This window comes from Sinorhizobium sp. 6-70, from assembly GCF_030124375.1.
Classification (GTDB): domain Bacteria; phylum Pseudomonadota; class Alphaproteobacteria; order Rhizobiales; family Rhizobiaceae; genus Sinorhizobium.
In genome coordinates, this window is sequence record NZ_JASKLS010000006.1 from 20,761 (window position 1) to 38,050 (window position 17,290).

General features: G+C 62.5%; 21 protein-coding genes. 9 read left to right on the plus strand and 12 right to left on the minus strand.

What is annotated here, in order from left to right:
• Positions 1 to 21 precede the first annotated feature (21 nt).
• From pip to cysS, 5 genes are read right to left on the minus strand one after another with little or no spacing between them, the layout of a single operon-like run.
• On the minus strand, positions 22 to 984 hold the full coding sequence (gene pip / locus QN222_RS13450; protein ID WP_283961746.1) for a prolyl aminopeptidase: 963 nt from the start codon (positions 982 to 984) through the stop codon (positions 22 to 24).
• Entirely contained in the window at positions 981 to 1,481 is a 501-nt protein-coding gene (locus tag QN222_RS13455; RefSeq protein WP_283961745.1) for a GFA family protein, read from the minus strand. The genes pip and QN222_RS13455 overlap by 4 nt, the downstream gene beginning before the upstream one ends.
• The gene (locus tag QN222_RS13460; RefSeq protein ID WP_283961744.1) at positions 1,481 to 1,957 is read right to left on the minus strand and encodes a GFA family protein; all 477 of its coding nucleotides are present in this window, start codon (positions 1,955 to 1,957) and stop codon (positions 1,481 to 1,483) included. Before QN222_RS13460 ends, QN222_RS13455 begins: the two co-directional genes overlap by 1 nt.
• The gene (locus QN222_RS13465; RefSeq protein WP_283961743.1) at positions 1,954 to 2,436 is read right to left on the minus strand and encodes a GFA family protein; all 483 of its coding nucleotides are present in this window, start codon (positions 2,434 to 2,436) and stop codon (positions 1,954 to 1,956) included. Before QN222_RS13465 ends, QN222_RS13460 begins: the two co-directional genes overlap by 4 nt.
• A 50-nt stretch (positions 2,437 to 2,486) precedes the next feature.
• Positions 2,487 to 3,887 carry a cysteine--tRNA ligase gene (gene cysS / locus QN222_RS13470; protein WP_283961742.1) on the minus strand — a complete coding sequence of 467 codons (1,401 nt, stop codon included), beginning with the start codon at positions 3,885 to 3,887 and terminating at the stop codon, positions 2,487 to 2,489.
• A gap of 419 nt (positions 3,888 to 4,306) precedes the next feature.
• On the opposite strand from cysS, the gene QN222_RS13475 reads away from it, so the two are divergent.
• Complete coding sequence (locus QN222_RS13475) at positions 4,307 to 4,453, plus strand: hypothetical protein (RefSeq protein ID WP_283961741.1); 147 nt, start codon at positions 4,307 to 4,309, stop codon at positions 4,451 to 4,453.
• Between the two features lie 17 nt (positions 4,454 to 4,470).
• Here QN222_RS13475 and QN222_RS13480 read toward each other — a convergent pair whose 3' ends face one another.
• Complete coding sequence (locus QN222_RS13480) at positions 4,471 to 5,244, minus strand: SOS response-associated peptidase (RefSeq protein WP_284005470.1); 774 nt, start codon at positions 5,242 to 5,244, stop codon at positions 4,471 to 4,473.
• A 61-nt stretch (positions 5,245 to 5,305) separates the two neighbouring features.
• Here QN222_RS13480 and QN222_RS13485 point away from each other — a divergent pair, with 61 nt between their 5' ends.
• From QN222_RS13485 to QN222_RS13520, 8 genes are all read left to right on the plus strand, one after another.
• On the plus strand, positions 5,306 to 5,776 hold the full coding sequence (locus tag QN222_RS13485) for an NUDIX hydrolase (RefSeq protein WP_283961739.1): 471 nt from the start codon (positions 5,306 to 5,308) through the stop codon (positions 5,774 to 5,776).
• Positions 5,773 to 6,210, plus strand: a complete 438-nt coding sequence (locus QN222_RS13490; protein WP_283961738.1) for a TIGR02301 family protein — start codon at positions 5,773 to 5,775, stop codon at positions 6,208 to 6,210. The genes QN222_RS13485 and QN222_RS13490 overlap by 4 nt, the downstream gene beginning before the upstream one ends.
• A 160-nt stretch (positions 6,211 to 6,370) precedes the next feature.
• Positions 6,371 to 6,640, plus strand: coding sequence for a hypothetical protein (locus tag QN222_RS13495; RefSeq protein WP_085939040.1), 270 nt, complete (start codon positions 6,371 to 6,373; stop codon positions 6,638 to 6,640).
• Between the two features lie 16 nt (positions 6,641 to 6,656).
• The gene (locus tag QN222_RS13500) at positions 6,657 to 7,409 is read left to right on the plus strand and encodes a hypothetical protein (protein WP_283961737.1); all 753 of its coding nucleotides are present in this window, start codon (positions 6,657 to 6,659) and stop codon (positions 7,407 to 7,409) included.
• 109 nt (positions 7,410 to 7,518) lie between these two features.
• The gene (locus QN222_RS13505) at positions 7,519 to 8,370 is read left to right on the plus strand and encodes a folate-binding protein YgfZ (RefSeq protein WP_283961736.1); all 852 of its coding nucleotides are present in this window, start codon (positions 7,519 to 7,521) and stop codon (positions 8,368 to 8,370) included.
• The gene (locus QN222_RS13510; RefSeq protein ID WP_283961735.1) at positions 8,367 to 8,975 is read left to right on the plus strand and encodes an HD family hydrolase; all 609 of its coding nucleotides are present in this window, start codon (positions 8,367 to 8,369) and stop codon (positions 8,973 to 8,975) included. The genes QN222_RS13505 and QN222_RS13510 overlap by 4 nt, the downstream gene beginning before the upstream one ends.
• The gene (locus QN222_RS13515; RefSeq protein ID WP_284005472.1) at positions 8,976 to 9,515 is read left to right on the plus strand and encodes a tyrosine phosphatase family protein; all 540 of its coding nucleotides are present in this window, start codon (positions 8,976 to 8,978) and stop codon (positions 9,513 to 9,515) included.
• A complete protein-coding gene (locus QN222_RS13520) occupies positions 9,505 to 10,485 on the plus strand; it encodes an NAD regulator (RefSeq protein WP_283961733.1) in 981 nt (326 codons plus the stop codon). The genes QN222_RS13515 and QN222_RS13520 overlap by 11 nt, the downstream gene beginning before the upstream one ends.
• Before the next feature lies 1 nt (position 10,486).
• On the opposite strand, the gene QN222_RS13525 is transcribed toward QN222_RS13520, so the two are convergent.
• The 6 genes from QN222_RS13525 to QN222_RS13550 form a co-directional block, all read right to left on the minus strand.
• Positions 10,487 to 11,005, minus strand: coding sequence for a superoxide dismutase family protein (locus QN222_RS13525; RefSeq protein ID WP_283961752.1), 519 nt, complete (start codon positions 11,003 to 11,005; stop codon positions 10,487 to 10,489).
• A gap of 117 nt (positions 11,006 to 11,122) precedes the next feature.
• Complete coding sequence (gene nadC / locus QN222_RS13530; protein ID WP_283961732.1) at positions 11,123 to 12,025, minus strand: carboxylating nicotinate-nucleotide diphosphorylase; 903 nt, start codon at positions 12,023 to 12,025, stop codon at positions 11,123 to 11,125.
• A 54-nt stretch (positions 12,026 to 12,079) separates the two neighbouring features.
• Positions 12,080 to 13,678 (minus strand): L-aspartate oxidase, encoded by a 1,599-nt coding sequence (locus QN222_RS13535; protein ID WP_283961731.1) that lies wholly within the window; start codon positions 13,676 to 13,678, stop codon positions 12,080 to 12,082.
• A gap of 57 nt (positions 13,679 to 13,735) precedes the next feature.
• Entirely contained in the window at positions 13,736 to 14,815 is a 1,080-nt protein-coding gene (nadA, locus tag QN222_RS13540) for a quinolinate synthase NadA (protein WP_283961730.1), read from the minus strand.
• Positions 14,816 to 14,981: 166 nt separating this feature from the next.
• Positions 14,982 to 16,220, minus strand: coding sequence for an MFS transporter (locus QN222_RS13545; RefSeq protein ID WP_283961729.1), 1,239 nt, complete (start codon positions 16,218 to 16,220; stop codon positions 14,982 to 14,984).
• Between the two features lie 165 nt (positions 16,221 to 16,385).
• Positions 16,386 to 17,237 carry an MOSC domain-containing protein gene (locus tag QN222_RS13550; protein ID WP_283961728.1) on the minus strand — a complete coding sequence of 284 codons (852 nt, stop codon included), beginning with the start codon at positions 17,235 to 17,237 and terminating at the stop codon, positions 16,386 to 16,388.
• Between the last annotated feature and the right edge of the window lie 53 nt (positions 17,238 to 17,290).

Below are 17,290 nucleotides of genomic sequence, written 5' to 3' on the forward strand. Positions count from 1 at the left end.
AAGCCGCAGACACTTTCCGTGTTATTCCGTCTTGCCTGCAAATTTGTCCGTCGCTCGGATCAGGCGGTCGAGAATTCCCGGCTCCGAATAGGCATGTCCCGCGCCCTCGATCAGATGGAATTCCGCCTGCGGCCATGCCTTGTGCAGCTGCCAGGCATATTTGGCCGGGCACGGCATGTCGTACCGGCCATGCACGATCAAGCCCGGAATGCCGTGGAGCTTGTGCGCGTCGCGCAGCAACTGTCCCTCCTCCAGCCAACCGGCATTGACGAAGAAATGGTTCTCGATCCGGGCAAAGGCGTGCGCATAGTCCTCCTCCTCGAAGGGTGTGCTCGTCGCCGGTTCCGGCATGAGAGTAATCGTCTCGCCTTCCCAGATGCTCCAGGCCTTTGCGGCGGCAAGCCGCGTCGCGCGGTCCTCGCTCGTGAGCCGCCGATGATAGGCCAGCATCATCTCATGGCGTTCTTCCGGCGGGATCGGAGCGATGAAGCGTTCCCATTTGTCGGGAAACATTTCCGAGACGCCGAACTGATAGTACCAGTCGAGTTCGGCCCTAGTCAGCGTATAGATGCCCCGGACGACAAGTTCGGAAACACGTTGCGGATGGGTCTCGGCATAGGCAAGCGCCAGCGTCGAGCCCCAGGAGCCGCCAAAGACCAGCCATTTTTCAACGCCGGCCAATTCGCGCAAGCGTTCGATATCGGCGACGAGATGCCACGTGGTATTCGCCTCGATCTCCGCATGCGGCGTGGATTTGCCGCAGCCGCGCTGATCGAACAGCGTCACATCGTAAAGTGCCGGGTCGAAGAGCCGACGGTGCTTCGCCGAGATCGTGCCGCCAGGTCCGCCATGCAGGAAAACCGCCGGCTTTGCCCCCGGCGTGCCCACGCGTTCCCAATAGATCACATGGCCGTCGCCCACATCGAGGCGGCCGGAGGCATAGGGTTCGATTTCCGGATAAAGGGTACGCAATGTAACGCTCACAATAGGTCTTCCTTGGGTGGCCAATGCACGGTGTCGTAGTCGGGATGCTGGCGGTTCGATGCCAGCACAAGCAAATGACGCGCGGCCGATTCTTCGGTCCGGTTGTCCGTTTCCTTTTCCGGAAGGCGCGGCAGATGGGAAAACCACAGCATGCGCGACTCGATTCCGGACTGGTAGATCGGCTGCACGTCGTCCGGATCGTCGAGTGAGCCGAGTGTGATGTTCAGGAAATCCTCGCCCGGCATGTCGTAGAAGAGCGGCGTGCCGCAATCGCGACAGAAGCCGCGCCTGACGAGATGCGACGACTCGAACCAGGACGGCTCTCCGCGGGTAATCAGAAAATCGTCCCGCTTGACGTTGGCAAGCGGCAGGAAGTAGTTGCCCGCTGCCTTCTGGCACATGCGGCAATGGCAAAGATGCGGATCGTCGAGCGTGCCCTCGGCGCGGTAGCGCACCGCGCCGCACTGGCAGCCGCCGGTAAAGATTCGCCGGATCATCACTTCCAGTCCCCCGCCACCGGCCACTGATCCGTTTCGTGGTCGGGGTGCTGGAAGGAAATGATCTGTTCCTGCCGGGCATAATAGTCCGCGTCGTCATGAACCGGCTGCTCGAAAATCGTTTCGACCCAAGGCAGGCGCGAGGCGTAATTGACCTGGATTTTCGGCGCGAGGTCGGAGCGGTCATCGAAGCTGCCGATTGCGATTTCGAGGCCGCCCGGATGCCGATAGGTCAGCGGCGTTCCGCATTTCGGGCAGAAACCGCGATCGATATTGACGGAGGACTGGAAGTAGCTCGGTTCGTGGCGGGTCCACTCCACCCCATCCTTCGGGGCCGTGACCAGCGCCGAAAAGAACGACCCGAACTGTTTTTGGCACATGCGGCAGTGGCAGATGGACGGGCGGCCGAGCTTTCCATGGATGCGGAAGCGCACGGCTCCACATTGGCATCCTCCTGTTCGTACAGCATCGGTCATCGTTTTGCCTCCGGTGGCCAGGTTTCGGTATCGTGATCGGGGTGCTGATAGGAAACGAGGTCGGCGAGGAAGGAGCCCGCCGCCACATCCTGCATGGTGTCTTCGCCCGGGAGTTCGTGCACCCGGTCGACATAGGGAAGCTTCGCCTCGATCCCCCACTGGATCGTCGGCGCGATGCCCTGGGGCCTATCGAAGGCAGCGATCGCCAGTGCCATGCCGTCCGGCGCTTCATAGGTCAGCGGCGTGCCGCAATCACCGCAGAAGCCGCGCCAGACGGCGTTCGATGACTGAAAGCGCCTGCGCTCGCCGCGCGTCCAGGTGACCTTCGCTCCGCGCACGGAGACCAGCGGCAGATAGAAGTTTCCGCTCGCCTTCTGGCACATGCGGCAATGGCAAACCGAGGCGTCGCCGAGCTCTCCCTCGACGCGAAAGCGGATCGCGCCACATTGGCACCCGCCAGTATGGATCTCGTCCGTCATGTCACGCTCCTCTTCGGTTCGCCGGGATCGTCGCCCTACTGCCGCCCACGTCACGCCTGCGACCGCTTGACCTCCCAGGTCGTCACCCGCTCGCCGGTTTCCGGGTCCTTGCCGTCCTTGAGTTGAATGCCTCGTGCCTGAAGATCGTCGCGAATACTGTCCGCTTCAGCGAAGTTCTTCGCCTTGATCAGTTCGAGACGGGCACGGACGCGCTCGTCGATCTCATGCACGACCGCCTCGTCGAGCTCGATTTCCTTTGGCATAACGCCAAGCAGAGCTGCACTTGCGGCGAAAACGCCCGCCTGACGCGAATCGACGGATGCCTTCTGGGCAAGCGCATGCAATGCCTGGACCGCGGCGACGGTGTTGAGGTCATCCGCAAGCGCCGCGACGATCGCAGGATCCGGTTCGCCGACTGCCTCTGCGGGGACGGGCCATTTGGACAACAGGTGTTCGGCCTCCTCCAGGCGCTTGATCGAGAAGTCGATCGGCTCGCGATAGTGCGTCATCAGCATCGCGAGCCGCAGCACCTCGCCCGGCCATTTGCGGCCACCGAACTTCTCGGTATGGAGGAGTTCGTAGATCGTGACGAAATTGCCCTCGGACTTCGACATCTTGCGGCCCTCGACCTGCAGGAAGCCATTGTGCATCCACACGTTCGCCATCACCTCGGTACCATGGGCGCAACGCGACTGGGCGATTTCGTTTTCATGATGCGGGAAGATCAAATCAAGCCCGCCTCCGTGAATGTCGAACACCTCGCCGAGATAACGTCCGCTCATCGCCGAGCATTCGATGTGCCAGCCGGGGCGACCGCGTCCCCAGGGGCTGTCCCAGCCAGGCTCGTCGTCCTCGGAAAGTTTCCAGAGCACGAAATCGCCGGGATTTTTCTTGTGAGCATCGACCGCGATGCGGGCCCCGGCCTGCTGCTCGTCGAGGTTGCGCTTTGAAAGCTGGCCGTAGTCGGCCATCGATTTCGTATCGAACAGCACCTCCCCGGCGGCTTGATAGGCGTGTCCCTTCGCGATCAGTTTCTCGATGATCGAGACCATCTGGGGGATATTTTCCGTGGCGCGCGGCTGGACGTCCGGATCAAGGCAGCCAAGCGTCGCGACATCCAGCAGAAACTGCGTCTCGGTTTTCTCGGTCACACGCCGGATCGCCTCGTTCAGCGGCAGCCCTGGAAAATCGCGCAGCGCCCGCGCGTTGATCTTGTCGTCGACGTCGGTGATGTTGCGAGCATAGGTGACATGATTGGCGCCGTAGACGTGGCGCAGCAGCCGAAAAAGAACGTCGAAGACGATGTTCGGACGCGCGTTGCCGATATGGGCATAGTCGTAAACCGTGGGGCCGCAGACATACAAACGGACGTTCTCCGGATCGATGGGCCGGAAATCGGCCTTCTCCCGCGTCAGTGTGTTGTACAGCTTCAAAGTCGGCATTGCGCCCATCCCAAATCTCCAAGCCTGCATGCAACCGTCGGAACATATAGCGTCCGGGCGGCCCGCACGTTTGTCATCTTGGATTTCGGGAGACGAAAACGGCCAGGCCAGCGGATCGCTAGCGAATAATCTTCCGGCAAATAATGCAGATAACCGTTTTCATGGCGACACTTATCGCGCTTCGCATCACGCCGGTCAAGAGGTCAACCACAGGCATGCGACGGCCGGCATCATCCAATGATGGCGGCCATGGTTTTGTCATCATTTGGCTTATCTGGATCACCGCAACGGGAAGGAGATTCGCGATTGCAGATTGGCCCCTGCATCCGACGCCTGTTTCCGGAGGAACAAGGGGTAGCTTCGTTTACGCGCATAACGGGAAAACGAAGTATTTCCGGTAAGGGAATGCATTAAGGAGAGAATGCAAAGTGAAGGCCGCCAAGACAACCGAAACGAAACCGCCCGTCGCCGATCTGGTAACGCTGTATCGGCCGCTTGGCCTGAAGGCCGTGCTTGCCGCCGCGCTACAGATCAAGGTCAAGCCGGCAGGCAAGCTCGTCAAGCGCACCGCCTAGATCCTGCCGACGCGGGGCTAAAACAGGGACATCTGCCCGTCGTCTTCGTTCCGGTGGCGGTTCGGGCTTGCCGGTTGCGGCGACTTGACAGGAACGGCTTCGTCCTGGAGCTCGGGCCCGGTATTGGCGACCTTGTTGACCTTGTCCGATACGGCGATCGCCTCGAAATAGTCGTCAGGAGCCGGCGTCAGGAGATCGGCGACTTCGCGCGGTTCCTGGGTCCGACAATCCAGCCAGCGGGCAAATTCTTCCGGTTGGATCACGACCGGCATGCGATCATGGATATGCCGAATCACCTTGTTTGAACCGGTGGTGAGGATCGCAGCCGTATCGACCTCCGAGCCGTCTGCCGAAGACCACGTCTCCATGAGGCCGGCAAAGGCGACGATGCCGCCCCCCTTCGGGCGGACCCAGTAGGCCTGGGAGGATTCGCCGCCGCCTTTTGCCGGGCGGCGCCACTCGTAGAAGCCGGAAGCCGGCACCAGAATGCGGCGATGCCGCATCGCCGCGCGGAAGGCGGCTTTTCCCACCGCCGATTCCGAACGGGCGTTGATGAGCAGCGGGAACTTGCGTGGATCCTTCACCCAGCCGGGCATGAAGCCCCAGCGGACAAGCAGGGCCTTGCGCTCCGGCAGGTTGCTGCCCGGCTTCGCCCGATCCGAGGCGACGACCACGATGATCGGCTGCGTTGGCGCGATGTTGTAGCGCGCCGGGAAATCTTCCGCCTCCAGCAGCCCAAACAGTTCCATCAGTTCTTCCGGCGTCGCCGTCAGCGCAAAACGTCCGCACATGACATCGATGTGGCACTTCACGTAGGATGGGTCAACGATCCAACGCCATTTTGATTCTGCGATGCAAAAGCGGCCCGAACTCGCCTCCTCCGCCATCCTCGAACGGGATGGGCGCTATCTCCTCGTCCGGCGCGCCAACGCACCGTCGGCCGACATGTACGCCTTCCCCGGCGGCCGGGCTGAGCCGGGCGAAACGCCGGCAGAGACTGCGCTGCGCGAACTTGCCGAGGAAACCGGCATCAGCGGCCGCGACCCGGTACTCTTCGAAACCTACGATCTGCCGGGAAGGGAATCGGAGGGGCGGCATTTCCTGCTTTCCGTTTTCACCGTTCAGGCGGACGACGACGCCGTTGCGATCGCCAATGATGACGCCGCAGGGGTTGGCTGGTTTACGCCTGAGGAAATCTTCGAATTACCGATTCCCGAGAGCGTTCGCCAATGCGTGGAAAGGCTGTCCGGACTCCGGCCAAGGCTCCCTGCAAGCAAAGTCTGCCATAAAACCGACGCCGATTCGGATTTGATGGGATCATGACCAGCGCCCCGCTCATTCTTCGACTTGCCCTGACCGGCGCCCTTCTCGTTTTCGCCATGGGCGCCGCCGCTCAGCAGGAAGAAACACCCCAGCCGGACAAGGCGACGCCCCCGGTGACCGGGGAAAACGCGACGCCCTATGACCAGCGACTGGTTCGCCTGGCCGAAATTCTCGGATCGGTCCACTATCTGCGCAATCTCTGCCTCAAGGCCGAGGAAGACACGTGGCGGCGTTCGACACAGGAATTGATCGACAAGGAGGCGGCCGACGAACCGAAGCGGCGCGAGCGTCTGACCGCCGCCTTCAACCGTGGGTACCGAACCTTCGCGTCCGTCTATACGACTTGCACGGAGCCCGCCACGCTCGCCGAGCAGCGGTACCGTGCCGAAGGTGCAACACTTGCGTCAGAAATCGTCGCCCGCTTTGGAAATTAGCAAGAAATTAACCTCTTTTTTCGGGACCCCGTGTCGTTTCGGGAAAAGGCTGCTAAGTTTGTTAAGAGAGTGGTAAGAAGTCACCGGCCTATCCGCCCCGTTCAGTTGCGGTTCAGCGGAAGGTCGTTAGATTGAGCCAAGTGCACGTATTGGAAGTCGCATGGAACGAATGATGGAACCAAGCCTGACCGACATCGACGACATGATCGTCCACGAGAAAATGCAGGCGGCCCTCGAACATCAGAACGAAGCCTGGGCGGACGGCATGGCGGACGGGATCGAGCCGGAGATCATCGCCGATGCCGCGATCGCACTGGCCATGCGGGAAACCATCCGTCTCCATGGCGAAGAAGGTGCCGAAGCGATGCTGAATTCGCTTCGCGAGCGGATGCTGGCCGGAGAATTCTCGCCGCAGCGGACAATCCAATAATATCGGGACTGCCTCAATGAGACGGAACCTTGCAAACCGGGTTGCCTCGGTTCGCCTTGTTACGCTGCTGTTGGCCGGCGTAGCCGCGTGCACGCCGATCATGGCTGCTCCCACGTTTGCGCTCAGCGAACTTCAAGGCGTTCCTGGCCCCATTGCCGGTGATCAGAACAGGGCGCCCTCCGACCAGCCTGAACAGGTCGAGCCAGAGGAGCAGGCGCCCCTCGAAATTCCGATGCCTGACCCGTTGGTCGACAATGCCGCGGCCAAGGATGACGAAATCGAGACCCCGCAAGTCGTCGAACCGGTCGATGTGCTGACGGATGTCTCCAAGATTCCGGCTCCCGTTGCGCGCATGCGTGAACTGATCGTCGAAGCCGCCGCCTCGGGCGATATCGAAAGATTGCGACCGCTGCTCGGCAAGGGACCGACCCAAACACAGGTGACAGGGGTCAACAGCGACGAGGACCCCGTCACAACGCTCAAGGGCCTTTCCGGTGACCAGGACGGCGTCGAAATCCTGGCGATCCTTCTCGACGTTCTGTCGACCGGCTTCGTTCTCGCTGACAAGGGCACGCCTGAGGAGGCCTATGTCTGGCCCTACTTTGCCGAGAAACCATTGTCTTCGCTGACGGCGCCCGAAAAGGTGGATCTATTCCGGCTCGTCACCGCCGGCGACTTCGCCGAAATGGAAGAGTTCGGCAGCTATAACTTCTACCGCGTCGGCATCACACCCGACGGCCGGTGGAAGTTTTTCATCGCCGGCGATTGAGTGGACCCAACCCGGACCGAAGCACTTTTCCTCGCTCCGCTCCGACGGCACGCTTGCCGATGGCAGGCGAACATCCTACCTCTTCGACAAAGAGAACGGGATTCGAACGATGCCAAAGGTTTGCCTCGATGATCGCGCGATCGTCAGCGTTTCCGGCAAGGACGCCGAGGATCTTCTGCAAAGCCTGATTACCACGGACATTGGTGTGCTGGGCTCCGATGAAGTTCGGCCCGGTGCCTTGCTGACGCCTCAGGGCAAGATCCTGTTCGATTTCCTGATCTCCCGCGACGGCGAGGCGCTGAGGCTGGAGACGACGAGCGACCAAGCCGAGCCGCTGCTGAAACGCCTGACCATGTATAAATTGCGCTCTGCGGTCGATCTCTCGCTGCGGTCGCCCGCGCCGGTTACGGTCGTGTTCGGAGAAGAAGAGCCGCCGGCGGGGAGTTACCGCGACCATAGATTTGAAAAGGCCGGTCTTTCCGTTTTCCGTCTCTATCGCGAAGTGGAACGCGCGGACGCGACCGCCGGGGACCTCGAGGGGCTGAGAATCGCCGGCGGCATCGCCGTTTCGGGCATCGACTTCGCCCTGCAGGATGCCTTTCCGCACGATGTTCTGATGGACCTCAACGGCGGCCTCTCCTTCCGGAAGGGCTGCTATGTCGGTCAGGAGGTCGTTTCCCGCATGCAGCATCGCGCGGCGGCACGCCGCCGTGTCGTGATCGTGGCCGGCGAAGCACCGCTGCCGCCGACGGGTGCCAGCATTACCGTCGACGGCCGATCGATCGGCTCCCTCGGCACCGTACAGCACAAGACCGGCCTTGCCATCGTTCGCATCGACAAGGCCGGCGAAGCGATTACGAATGGAGATGCCATTCTTGCAGGCGACGTGCCCGTGACATTGACCTTGCCCGGCTGGACCGGCCTTTCGTTCCCGACCGAGGCCGATGAGGCAAGCGCATGATCAATGCGCGAGCCTGGCAGCGTATGCTTTCCGGCCGGCGGCTCGATCTGCTCGACCCCTCGCCGCTCGACGTCGAGCTTTCCGACATCGCCCACGGTCTTGCCCGCGTGGCGCGCTGGAACGGCCAGACTTCGGGAGATCATGCTTTTTCCGTCGCCCAGCATAGCCTGATCGTCGAGGATATCTTCCGTCGGACCAACCGCTGCAATGCGGAAGAATGCCTGATGGCGCTCCTTCACGATGCCCCCGAGTATGTCATCGGCGACATGATCTCGCCGTTCAAGGCCGTCGTCGGCGGTGGTTACAAGACTGTGGAAAAGCGGCTCGAAGGCGCCGTGCACCTGCGCTTCGGCTTGCCACCTCATACGCCCAAGGAACTCAAGGAGCGGATCAAGAAGGCTGATCGCATCGCTGCCTATTTCGAGGCGACCGAGCTTGCCGGTTTTTCGGCGGAAGAGGCTCGCAGGTTTTTCGGCCAACCGCGCGGCATTACGCGGAAGACCCTGCTCATTGATCCGCTGCCGGCGGTCGAGGCGCAGCGGCTGTTCGCCGAACGGTTCAATACGCTCGAAGGGGAGCGGACCATGGCAAAGGCGGAAGCCTGAATGACCGGCATCGTCGTCTCGCCGCTTGCGCGCATCGCGGAAATGGCCGTTCGCCACGGTTGCCGCGAAATGGTGAGCCTGCTTGCCAAGGGACAGGATTTTCACCGACCCGCTGTCATCGACCGAGCGAAACACCTGACGATCGGTGTCAACGACATCAACTTCGCGGGAACGGGCGACCTGATCGCGCCGCAAGAGGAACATGTCCGGCAAATTATTGATTTTGCCTGCAACTGGGACCGTACCCGCCCGCTCCTCATCCATTGCTGGATGGGCGTTTCCCGTTCGCCGGCAGCGGCGTTGATTGCGGCGCTGGCGGTGGAGCCCGACCAGGACGACGCCGCGCTCGTCGCACGCCTGCGCCGCGTCTCGCCATACGCTACGCCAAACCCACGACTGGTGGAGATCGGCGACGAGACGCTGTCGCGAAAGGGCAGGCTCGTTGATGCCGTGCGGTCCATCGGCCGCGGCGCCGACGCCGACGGCAATGCGCCCTTTATGCTCACCACCCGAGCGGAGAGCGCGTGGCATGCCGACTGACATGCCTGCAGTCACGGTCGAGATCGGCCTCAATGCGGCAATCGTCGCTGTCGTCAACCGCAGCCCGCATATTCTCGCTGTCAGCGAAGCGGATGGCGACGCGCGCGACAGCCTGCCCTTCGGTCCATTTGATCCGGCGCGTCACCGCACTTTCGAGACGGGGCTGCGCGACCGCGTCGAAAAGCGCATCGCTCTCAGGCTTGGATATATCGAACAGCTCTACACCTTCGGCGACCGTGGCCGCCAGCGGCTGCCCGGAGAGGAAGGCAAGCACATGGTCTCCGTCGGTTATCTAGCGCTGACGCGGACAGACGCGGAGAACAATGAGCGGCTGGCCGGGGCCGGCGCCCATTGGCGAGACTGGTACGCTTATCTGCCGTGGGAGGATTGGCGGCGTGGGCGTCCCGCCCTCCTCGATCATGTCATCCTGCCGGCGCTCACCCGCTGGGAAAACAGTCCGCCATATGACGAACGATCGGCTTCCGCCGCGCAACGTCGCTCCCGCATTCGGCTCGCCTTCGGCCTTGACGATTTTCCCTGGGACGAGGAGCGCGTGCTCGAACGCTACGAGTTGCTTTACGAAGCCGGCCTTGTGCGCGAGGCGGTGATCGACGGGCACTGCCGCAATCTCGACAATCCGGCGATCGGCTTGGCGATGCGCCATGACCACCGTCGTATCGTCGCAACGGCCGTCGCCAGGTTGCGCGGCAAGATCAAATACCGGCCGGTGGTGTTCGAACTGATGCCGCCCGAGTTCACGCTAACCGATCTGCAGGCAACCGTCGAAGCGATCTCCGGCCGTCACTTGCACAAGCAGAACTTCCGGCGTCTGGTCGAGGGGGCAGCACTGGTAGAGCCGACCGGCGGAACGCTTGCCTCCACCGGCGGGCGGCCGGCCGCGCTTTTTCGCTTCCGCCGCCAGATTCTCGACGAGCGGCCTGCCCCGGGCCTGAAGGTCGGCGGACGATAGGTTACTTAATGATGGCGCAGGCCAGTCGGTCACCCGCGTCACCCGCCGGCTGGCTGCGGTTGTCATCGGAACGCGCATGGATCATCAAGGCGCGACCACGAATGGCGGTGCCCTTGTCGTCGAGAGTGACGAAGCTGTTGAACACCTGCGCGCGGAGCGTCCCGTCGGCGCCGACATATTGGTTCGGCATATCGCCCGCATGCGGACCCTTTTGCGCCAGGAATCCGTGTTCGGCATTCGCATCTTCGCCCGCAAAATGCTTGCCCGCCGACTCGTAGCCGCCCGCCGGATCGCAGCTTCCGACTTCGTGAACGTGGAAAGCAACCCAGGTGTTCTTTGGCAGGTCGGTGATTTCCATCTCGATCAGCACTCCCTTGCCGGCCGCCGTCAACGTGGCCCGCCCCGTCTCCTTGCCGTCCTTGCCGACGAAGTTTGCGACGGCGGTCTGCGATGACTCTTGCGCAGACGCGGTGGCTGCCGCGCTAATAGCCAGCGCAACTACGGCTAATATTCTGATCATCGCCAAATCCTTCCTCGCTCGCGGGAAAGAAGAACCAACGCGCAAATGGTGATGTCGTTCCACGCGAGCGCGGAAGAGTTGTGTTCGGCGATTTCGAGAACACTGCTCGCAGCGAACCTAGATCGTCACATCAAGCCCGATATCGAGCGTCGGCGCCGCCATGGTGATCTTCGATGTAGAGACGTAGTCGACGCCCGTCTCGGCGATCGCCCGGATGGTGTCGATCTTGACGTTGCCCGACGCTTCGAGCCGCGTGCGGCGCGGATCGGCGGCATAGTCAGCCGGGCTCAGGCGCCAATGTTCGGCATTGACCGTAACGGCCTCGCGCAGCAACTCCGGTCCCATATTGTCGAGCAGGATCACGTCCGGAGCAGCAGTCAGCGCCTCGCGCATCTGCGCAAGCCCGTCGACCTCGACCTCCACCTTGACGAGATGGCCGCAATAGGCGCGTGCGGCAAGAATGGCGTCGGCAACACCGCCGGATACGGCGATATGGTTGTCCTTGATCAACACCGCGTCATCAAGGCCATAGCGATGGTTCGAGCCCCCGCCGAGACGGACGGCGTATTTCTCCAGCGCGCGCAGGCCGGGGATGGTCTTGCGCGTGCAGCAGACCTTGGCGGTCGTGGGGGCGATCTCATCGGCGAATTTCGCCGTGTAGGTGGCGATCCCGGAGAGATGCATGAGGAAATTGAGAGCGACGCGCTCGGCGGACAGCAGACCCCTTGCGCGGCCCGAAATCCTGGCAATGTCGCTACCGGGCGCGACGCGATCACCGTCTGCCGCGAGCGCGTCGAAGCGGATCGACGGATCGACCAGCCGAAACGCCGTTCTTGCCAATTCAAGCCCGGCGATGACGCCCGCATCGCGGACACGCATGGTCGCCGATGCCGTCATATCCGGACCGATCGTCGACAGTGTCGTGATATCGCCGGCACGACCAAGATCCTCCAGGATGGCGGCCCTCACCTGGTCTTCGACCATGAGGGCGGGCAGTTCCGGGCGTAGCGCGGCGGTCATGGGCTTGGCTCCTGCAGGGATATCATCATAACGATCGCAGACACCGGGCCGGCATCACGCCGGCTCGGTTTCGGCCACTTCTGCGGCCAGGCGTTCGGCCTGCGCCAGCGTCAGGTACGTGCGCCGCTGCCATTCGGGGCGCTCGGACGGGCAGTCGGCGCGGAAATGACCACCGCGGCTTTCCGTTCGCTGAAGGGCCGCGACGGCGATGAGCTTGGCGGTGGTGATGATGTTGGCGAAGCGCAGGCGGTTGTTGGCGCGCTCCAGCGCCGCAATCTCGCGGATCGCCCGCGTCAGGCTCTCGTGCGTGCGAATTACGCCGACGCACTCGCTCATCAGGCTGCGCAGGATCTTGAACGGCGGGCTGTCCTCGACCGTCACCGGATCGTCGTTTTCGCCGGCGTTGTCGCCCCACTCGGTGAGCTTCGGCGTCGGCAAGGTTCCCTTGATGCTTTCCGCGATACGCGCGGCAAAGACAACGGCCTCCAGCAGCGAGTTCGAAGCAAGACGATTGGCGCCGTGAACACCGGTCGATGTCACTTCGCCCGCTGCCCAGAGACCATCGATCGAGGTGCGGCCCTGCCCATCGGTCAGCACGCCCCCCATGTGATAGTGAACGGCTGGGACGACCGGGATCGGTTGCGTCACCGGATCGATGCCAGCCGCAAGACAGGAGACATAAACGGTCGGGAACATCTCCGGGAAATGTTTGCCGACGGCCCTGGTGCAATCGAGGAAGGCGCCACGCCCGGCCTGCACTTCGGCAAAAACACCGCGCGAGACGATATCCCGCGGCGCGAGTTCGCCGTCGGGATGAATATCGAGCATGAAACGATGACCTGCGGAATTGACAAGCACGGCGCCGTCACCGCGCAGCGCCTCGGTGGCCAAAGGCGCTGGGTCCTTGCCGATATTGATCGCGGTTGGATGGAATTGGACGAATTCCGGATCGGCGATGATGGCGCCTGCCCGTGCAGCCATGCCGACACCCTGGCCGCAGGCCTCCCAAGGATTGGTGGTGACGGCGTAGAGATGCCCGATGCCGCCGGAGCAGAGAACGACGGCGCGCGCCGGGAACGAAACGCGGACCTTCGATTGACCGGCGTCCGGCCTTGCGATGACGCCGGAGATGAAGCGCCCTTCGCGCACCAGTTCCTCGACCACGTAGCCTTCGATGACGCGGATAGACGGAGTCCTGCGCACGGCGGCGATCAGCGCTTCCATGATCGCCTTGCCGGCCATGTCGCCCCTGACGCGCACGATGCGCCGTTCGGAATGCGCCGCCTCGCGCGAAAGCAGGAGCTTGCCTTCAAGATCGCGGTCGAAGGGCACGCCGTAGTCGAGCAGGTCGTGAATGCGCGCCGGTCCCTCGGCGACCATCATCCGTGTCATTTTCTCGTCGACTATGCCGGCGCCGGCGGTGACGGTATCGGCGACATGCTTTTCGAACGTGTCGCCCGGGCTCATCGCGGCCGCGATCCCGCCCTGCGCCCAGGCAGACGAGGCGCCGTGCCCGATCGGGGCGGCGGCAAGGATGGTCACAGGACGCGGCGCCAGCTTCAGCGCGCAGAAGAGCCCGGCAAGGCCGCCGCCGACGATGACGATGTCATCGATCCCGTTGAAGGATTGCGGACGAAAATGGTCTTTCAGCATGGCTCGGTACTCCTCCAGCCGCATGCATGGGTGCCGGGCCACAGGCCCGGACATCGACTATTGCTTGAGGTTCACCATGCGCTCGACCGCAAGGCGGGCGCGGCCGGCGATCGCCGGGTCGACAAGAACCTCCTCCGTCATGTTGAGCAGGCTGTCGAGGATCTTCGGCAGCGTTATGCGCTTCATGTGCGGACAGAGATTGCACGGTTTGACGAAATCGACGCCCTCGACTTCCGCCTGGATATTGGAAGCCATGGAGCATTCGGTGACAAGAAGCACCTTTTGCGGCCGCTTGTCCTTGACGTAGTTGATCATGCCCGACGTGGAGCCGGCGAAATCGCAGACGGCGATGACATCGGGGTGGCATTCCGGGTGGCCGATGATCTCGATACCCGGATTGGCCTCCTTGTAGGCGAGGAGCTCCGCCGCGGTGAAGCGCTCATGGACCTCGCAATGTCCCTTCCAGGTGAGGATCTTCTTGTTCGTCTGGCGCGCGACGTTCATCGCGAGATATTCGTCGGGAATGCAGAGCACGGTGTCGGATTCCAGGCTCTCAACGACCGCCAGCACGTTGGACGAAGTGCAGCAGATGTCGGTCTCCGCCTTCACATCGGCCGAGGTGTTGACGTAGGTAACGACCGGCACGCCGGGATAACGCTCCTTGAGCAGGCGCACATCCGCGCCGGTGATCGATTCGGACAACGAGCAGCCCGCCTTCGCATCGGGGATCAGCACCGTCTTTTCCGGATTGAGGAGCTTCGAGGTCTCGGCCATGAAGTGTACGCCGCACTGGACGATGATTTCGGCATCGACCTTGGTGGCGTCGCGGGCGAGTTGCAGCGAATCCCCGACGATGTCGGCGACGCAATGGAAAATATCGGGCGTCTGGTAATTGTGCGCCAGAATGACGGCGTTGCGCTCTTTCTTCAGCCGATTGATCGCGTGAACATAGGGCGCGTAGGCGGCCCACTCGATGGCCGGGATGAAATCCTTGACCTTCTCGTAGAGATGCGCGGTTTCGCGGGCGATCGCCGGCGTGTAGGCGAGGTCCGGCTTCTCGATGACGCCGAAGCGCGCGGCCGCGCTGACGAATGCCGGGGCTGGCGCCGCATCCGCGCGAAGGTCAAGTCTGGTCATCGGGCTCTCCTCTCCCGCCGTCCCTGGCGGTTTCCATTTATGCTCACACTGAGCATAATTGGGTCAAAACAAAAGCGGCGAAGCCGCGGCGACTGATTTAGAAAGTTTTGTGACAGATTTCAAGAAGGATGCGCCCATTTCGGGGGCGCATCGGTATTGCCGCCGGTCAGGCCATCGCCGGTCTTGCGACGCCCCTCTCCTCGATCGGCCAGTGGACGATGGCCGCAAAGACGCCGAGCGCCACACCCAGCCACCAGACCGGATCATAGGAACCGAAGCGGTCGTAGAGATAGCCGCCCATCCAGACGCCGAGGAAGGAACCGATCTGGTGGGAAAGGAAGACGATGCCGCCGAGCAGGCCGAGATGTCTCGTTCCGAACATGATCGCGACCAAGCCGTTGGTCGGCGGCACGGTCGACAGCCACAAGAGGCCCATGACGACGGCGAAGATGATGACCGAGGTCGGCGACTGCGGCAGCAGCAGGAAGGCCGCGACAGCGACCGAGCGGGCAACGTAGATCAGTGCCAGGAAATAGGGCTTCGAATAGCGCTGCCCGATGATGCCCGCCGAGAACGACCCGATGATGTTGAAGAAGCCGATCAGCGCAAGCGCAATCACCGCGTAACGGGCATCGATGCCGATGTCGCCGATATAGGCGGGGAAATGGGCGGTGATGAAGGCCACCTGATAGCCGCAGACGAAGAAACCTGAAACCAGCAGCAGATAGCTTCTGTGCCCCATTGCTTCCCTCAGAGCCTCGCCGACCGTCTGCTTGTACAGCGTTTCCGACTGGCGGCCCGAGGAAGCATTGCCGCGCAGGGGGATTGCGACGAGCGGGACAAGCAGCATCAGCACGCCGAGATAGACAAGGCTGTCGGACCAGCCAAAGGCGGAAATCAGTCCTTGGCTCAGCGGCGCGAACAGGAACATGCCGGCGGAGCCGGCAGCCGTGCCGATGCCGAAAGCGAGAGAGCGCTGCTCCGGTGCGACATGGCGGGCAAAAGCGGAAAGCACGATGCCGAAGGAGCCGGACGCGACGCCGAGACCGACAAGCACGCCGCCCCCGACATGCAACCAGATCGGAGCATTGGCAAAGGCCATGATGACGAGACCCGCCGCGTAGAGAAGACCGGACAGCGCCAGCACGCGCCAGGTGCCGAATTTATCGGCTATGGCGCCGAAGAACGGCTGCCCAAGACCCCAGCAGAGGTTCTGGAGCGCCATCGCGAGGCCAAACGTCGTTCGATCCCACCCCATGTCGGCAAGCATCGGCAACTGGAAGAAACCCATGGCAGAGCGCGGACCAAAGGTGAGCATTGCGATCACCGAACCGGCTGCGATGATCAGCCACGGTAGGCTGCTGCGCTCGGAAACGCGGGTTGCGGTGGCAGAAACAGCGGACATCGTGGGAGCTCCGATCGATGAGGGGCCATGGCTATGGCAGCCCAAATTGATGAGGGCGCATGCTATGGCGATGCTCAAATTGAGGAAAGCCAATTAATTTGACGATGTGATCACAGGAATTGATGGCGCATCTTGGCAAAGTCGCCATTCGGGGCATGACGCCGTTCAATTGGCATTGCGCACCTTCATCGGCCAGCGCTCGGCGCGCCGGCGAATGACCCTGGCCTCGTCGCCGAGCTTAACGATGCCCTCGCCCCGCGGCACCGCATTCCAACCGAAGAGAACACCCGCCACGCGCCGCTCGGCGGACATGCGCTTGTCCGCAAGACCCTGAATCGGATTGCCGCCGATTCGCTCGCCCGTCTGCTGGTCCTGGGTGGTCATGATGCAGCGGGCGCAGGGTTTGACGAGATCAAAGGGGATGCCCCCGATCTCCAGGCTTTCCCACCAATCCTCCGCCCAGGGTTCATCGCAATCGATCAGGATGTTGGTGCGGAAACGCTCCATGCCGACCGGCTCCTGCCCCTTTTCGATCAGCGTGCGGTTTAGGTCGGCCAGCGACCCGGTCGTCGTGATGAGGATCGGAAAGCCATCGGCAAATCCGACCGGCGCTGCCGCGCCCGCCCATTCGGTGCCGACGAAGCGCTCCGCCTGTTCGTCCATGTGGACGAGCTTCACCGGCCGCCCAAACCAGCCGGAAAGCACGTCATTGGCAGCATCGTCGGCCACCGCGGCATCGACATCGCTCGACCAGACGCGGACATCGAGGCGGCGGTCCGGATCGAAGCGCACGGACAATTCATCGCCGTTCATTTTCAGGTGTACGCCGCCGTCGATGTGCGCCGCTTCGACCTGTGCCAGCGCCTGCAACTCACGTTGGGTGATGAAGTGGCCATCCGGTTCGACCACCATGAAACGCCTGTCGCCGGCAAGCCCATCGACATTGACGGTCACCTCGCTTTGCGGAATTGCGCGGCCGCTCTTCAGGGGATGGGTATTAAGGCCGGTCACTTTCATATCGATCTTCCCGAGCTCAGAAATTGATTCAGGCCGCTCGCAATCTGATTCAC

What these genes read in the sequence shown, in the direction of transcription:
- QN222_RS13505 (WP_283961736.1), top strand. Translation starts at nt 7,519, where the DNA reads ATGCCAAAGGTTTGCCTCGATGATCGCGCGATCGTCAGCGTTTCCGGC.
- QN222_RS13550 (WP_283961728.1), bottom strand. Translation starts at nt 17,237, where the DNA reads ATGAAAGTGACCGGCCTTAATACCCATCCCCTGAAGAGCGGCCGCGCA.
- QN222_RS13460 (WP_283961744.1), bottom strand. Translation starts at nt 1,957, where the DNA reads ATGACCGATGCTGTACGAACAGGAGGATGCCAATGTGGAGCCGTGCGC.
- QN222_RS13495 (WP_085939040.1), top strand. Translation starts at nt 6,371, where the DNA reads ATGGAACGAATGATGGAACCAAGCCTGACCGACATCGACGACATGATC.
- QN222_RS13455 (WP_283961745.1), bottom strand. Translation starts at nt 1,481, where the DNA reads ATGATCCGGCGAATCTTTACCGGCGGCTGCCAGTGCGGCGCGGTGCGC.
- QN222_RS13535 (WP_283961731.1), bottom strand. Translation starts at nt 13,678, where the DNA reads ATGCTGAAAGACCATTTTCGTCCGCAATCCTTCAACGGGATCGATGAC.
- cysS (WP_283961742.1), bottom strand. Translation starts at nt 3,887, where the DNA reads ATGGGCGCAATGCCGACTTTGAAGCTGTACAACACACTGACGCGGGAG.
- QN222_RS13545 (WP_283961729.1), bottom strand. Translation starts at nt 16,220, where the DNA reads ATGTCCGCTGTTTCTGCCACCGCAACCCGCGTTTCCGAGCGCAGCAGC.
- QN222_RS13525 (WP_283961752.1), bottom strand. Translation starts at nt 11,005, where the DNA reads ATGATCAGAATATTAGCCGTAGTTGCGCTGGCTATTAGCGCGGCAGCC.
- QN222_RS13485 (WP_283961739.1), top strand. Translation starts at nt 5,306, where the DNA reads ATGCAAAAGCGGCCCGAACTCGCCTCCTCCGCCATCCTCGAACGGGAT.
- QN222_RS13465 (WP_283961743.1), bottom strand. Translation starts at nt 2,436, where the DNA reads ATGACGGACGAGATCCATACTGGCGGGTGCCAATGTGGCGCGATCCGC.
- QN222_RS13490 (WP_283961738.1), top strand. Translation starts at nt 5,773, where the DNA reads ATGACCAGCGCCCCGCTCATTCTTCGACTTGCCCTGACCGGCGCCCTT.
- nadC (WP_283961732.1), bottom strand. Translation starts at nt 12,025, where the DNA reads ATGACCGCCGCGCTACGCCCGGAACTGCCCGCCCTCATGGTCGAAGAC.
- nadA (WP_283961730.1), bottom strand. Translation starts at nt 14,815, where the DNA reads ATGACCAGACTTGACCTTCGCGCGGATGCGGCGCCAGCCCCGGCATTC.
- QN222_RS13515 (WP_284005472.1), top strand. Translation starts at nt 8,976, where the DNA reads ATGACCGGCATCGTCGTCTCGCCGCTTGCGCGCATCGCGGAAATGGCC.
- QN222_RS13500 (WP_283961737.1), top strand. Translation starts at nt 6,657, where the DNA reads ATGAGACGGAACCTTGCAAACCGGGTTGCCTCGGTTCGCCTTGTTACG.
- QN222_RS13510 (WP_283961735.1), top strand. Translation starts at nt 8,367, where the DNA reads ATGATCAATGCGCGAGCCTGGCAGCGTATGCTTTCCGGCCGGCGGCTC.
- QN222_RS13480 (WP_284005470.1), bottom strand. Translation starts at nt 5,244, where the DNA reads ATGTGCGGACGTTTTGCGCTGACGGCGACGCCGGAAGAACTGATGGAA.
- QN222_RS13520 (WP_283961733.1), top strand. Translation starts at nt 9,505, where the DNA reads ATGCCGACTGACATGCCTGCAGTCACGGTCGAGATCGGCCTCAATGCG.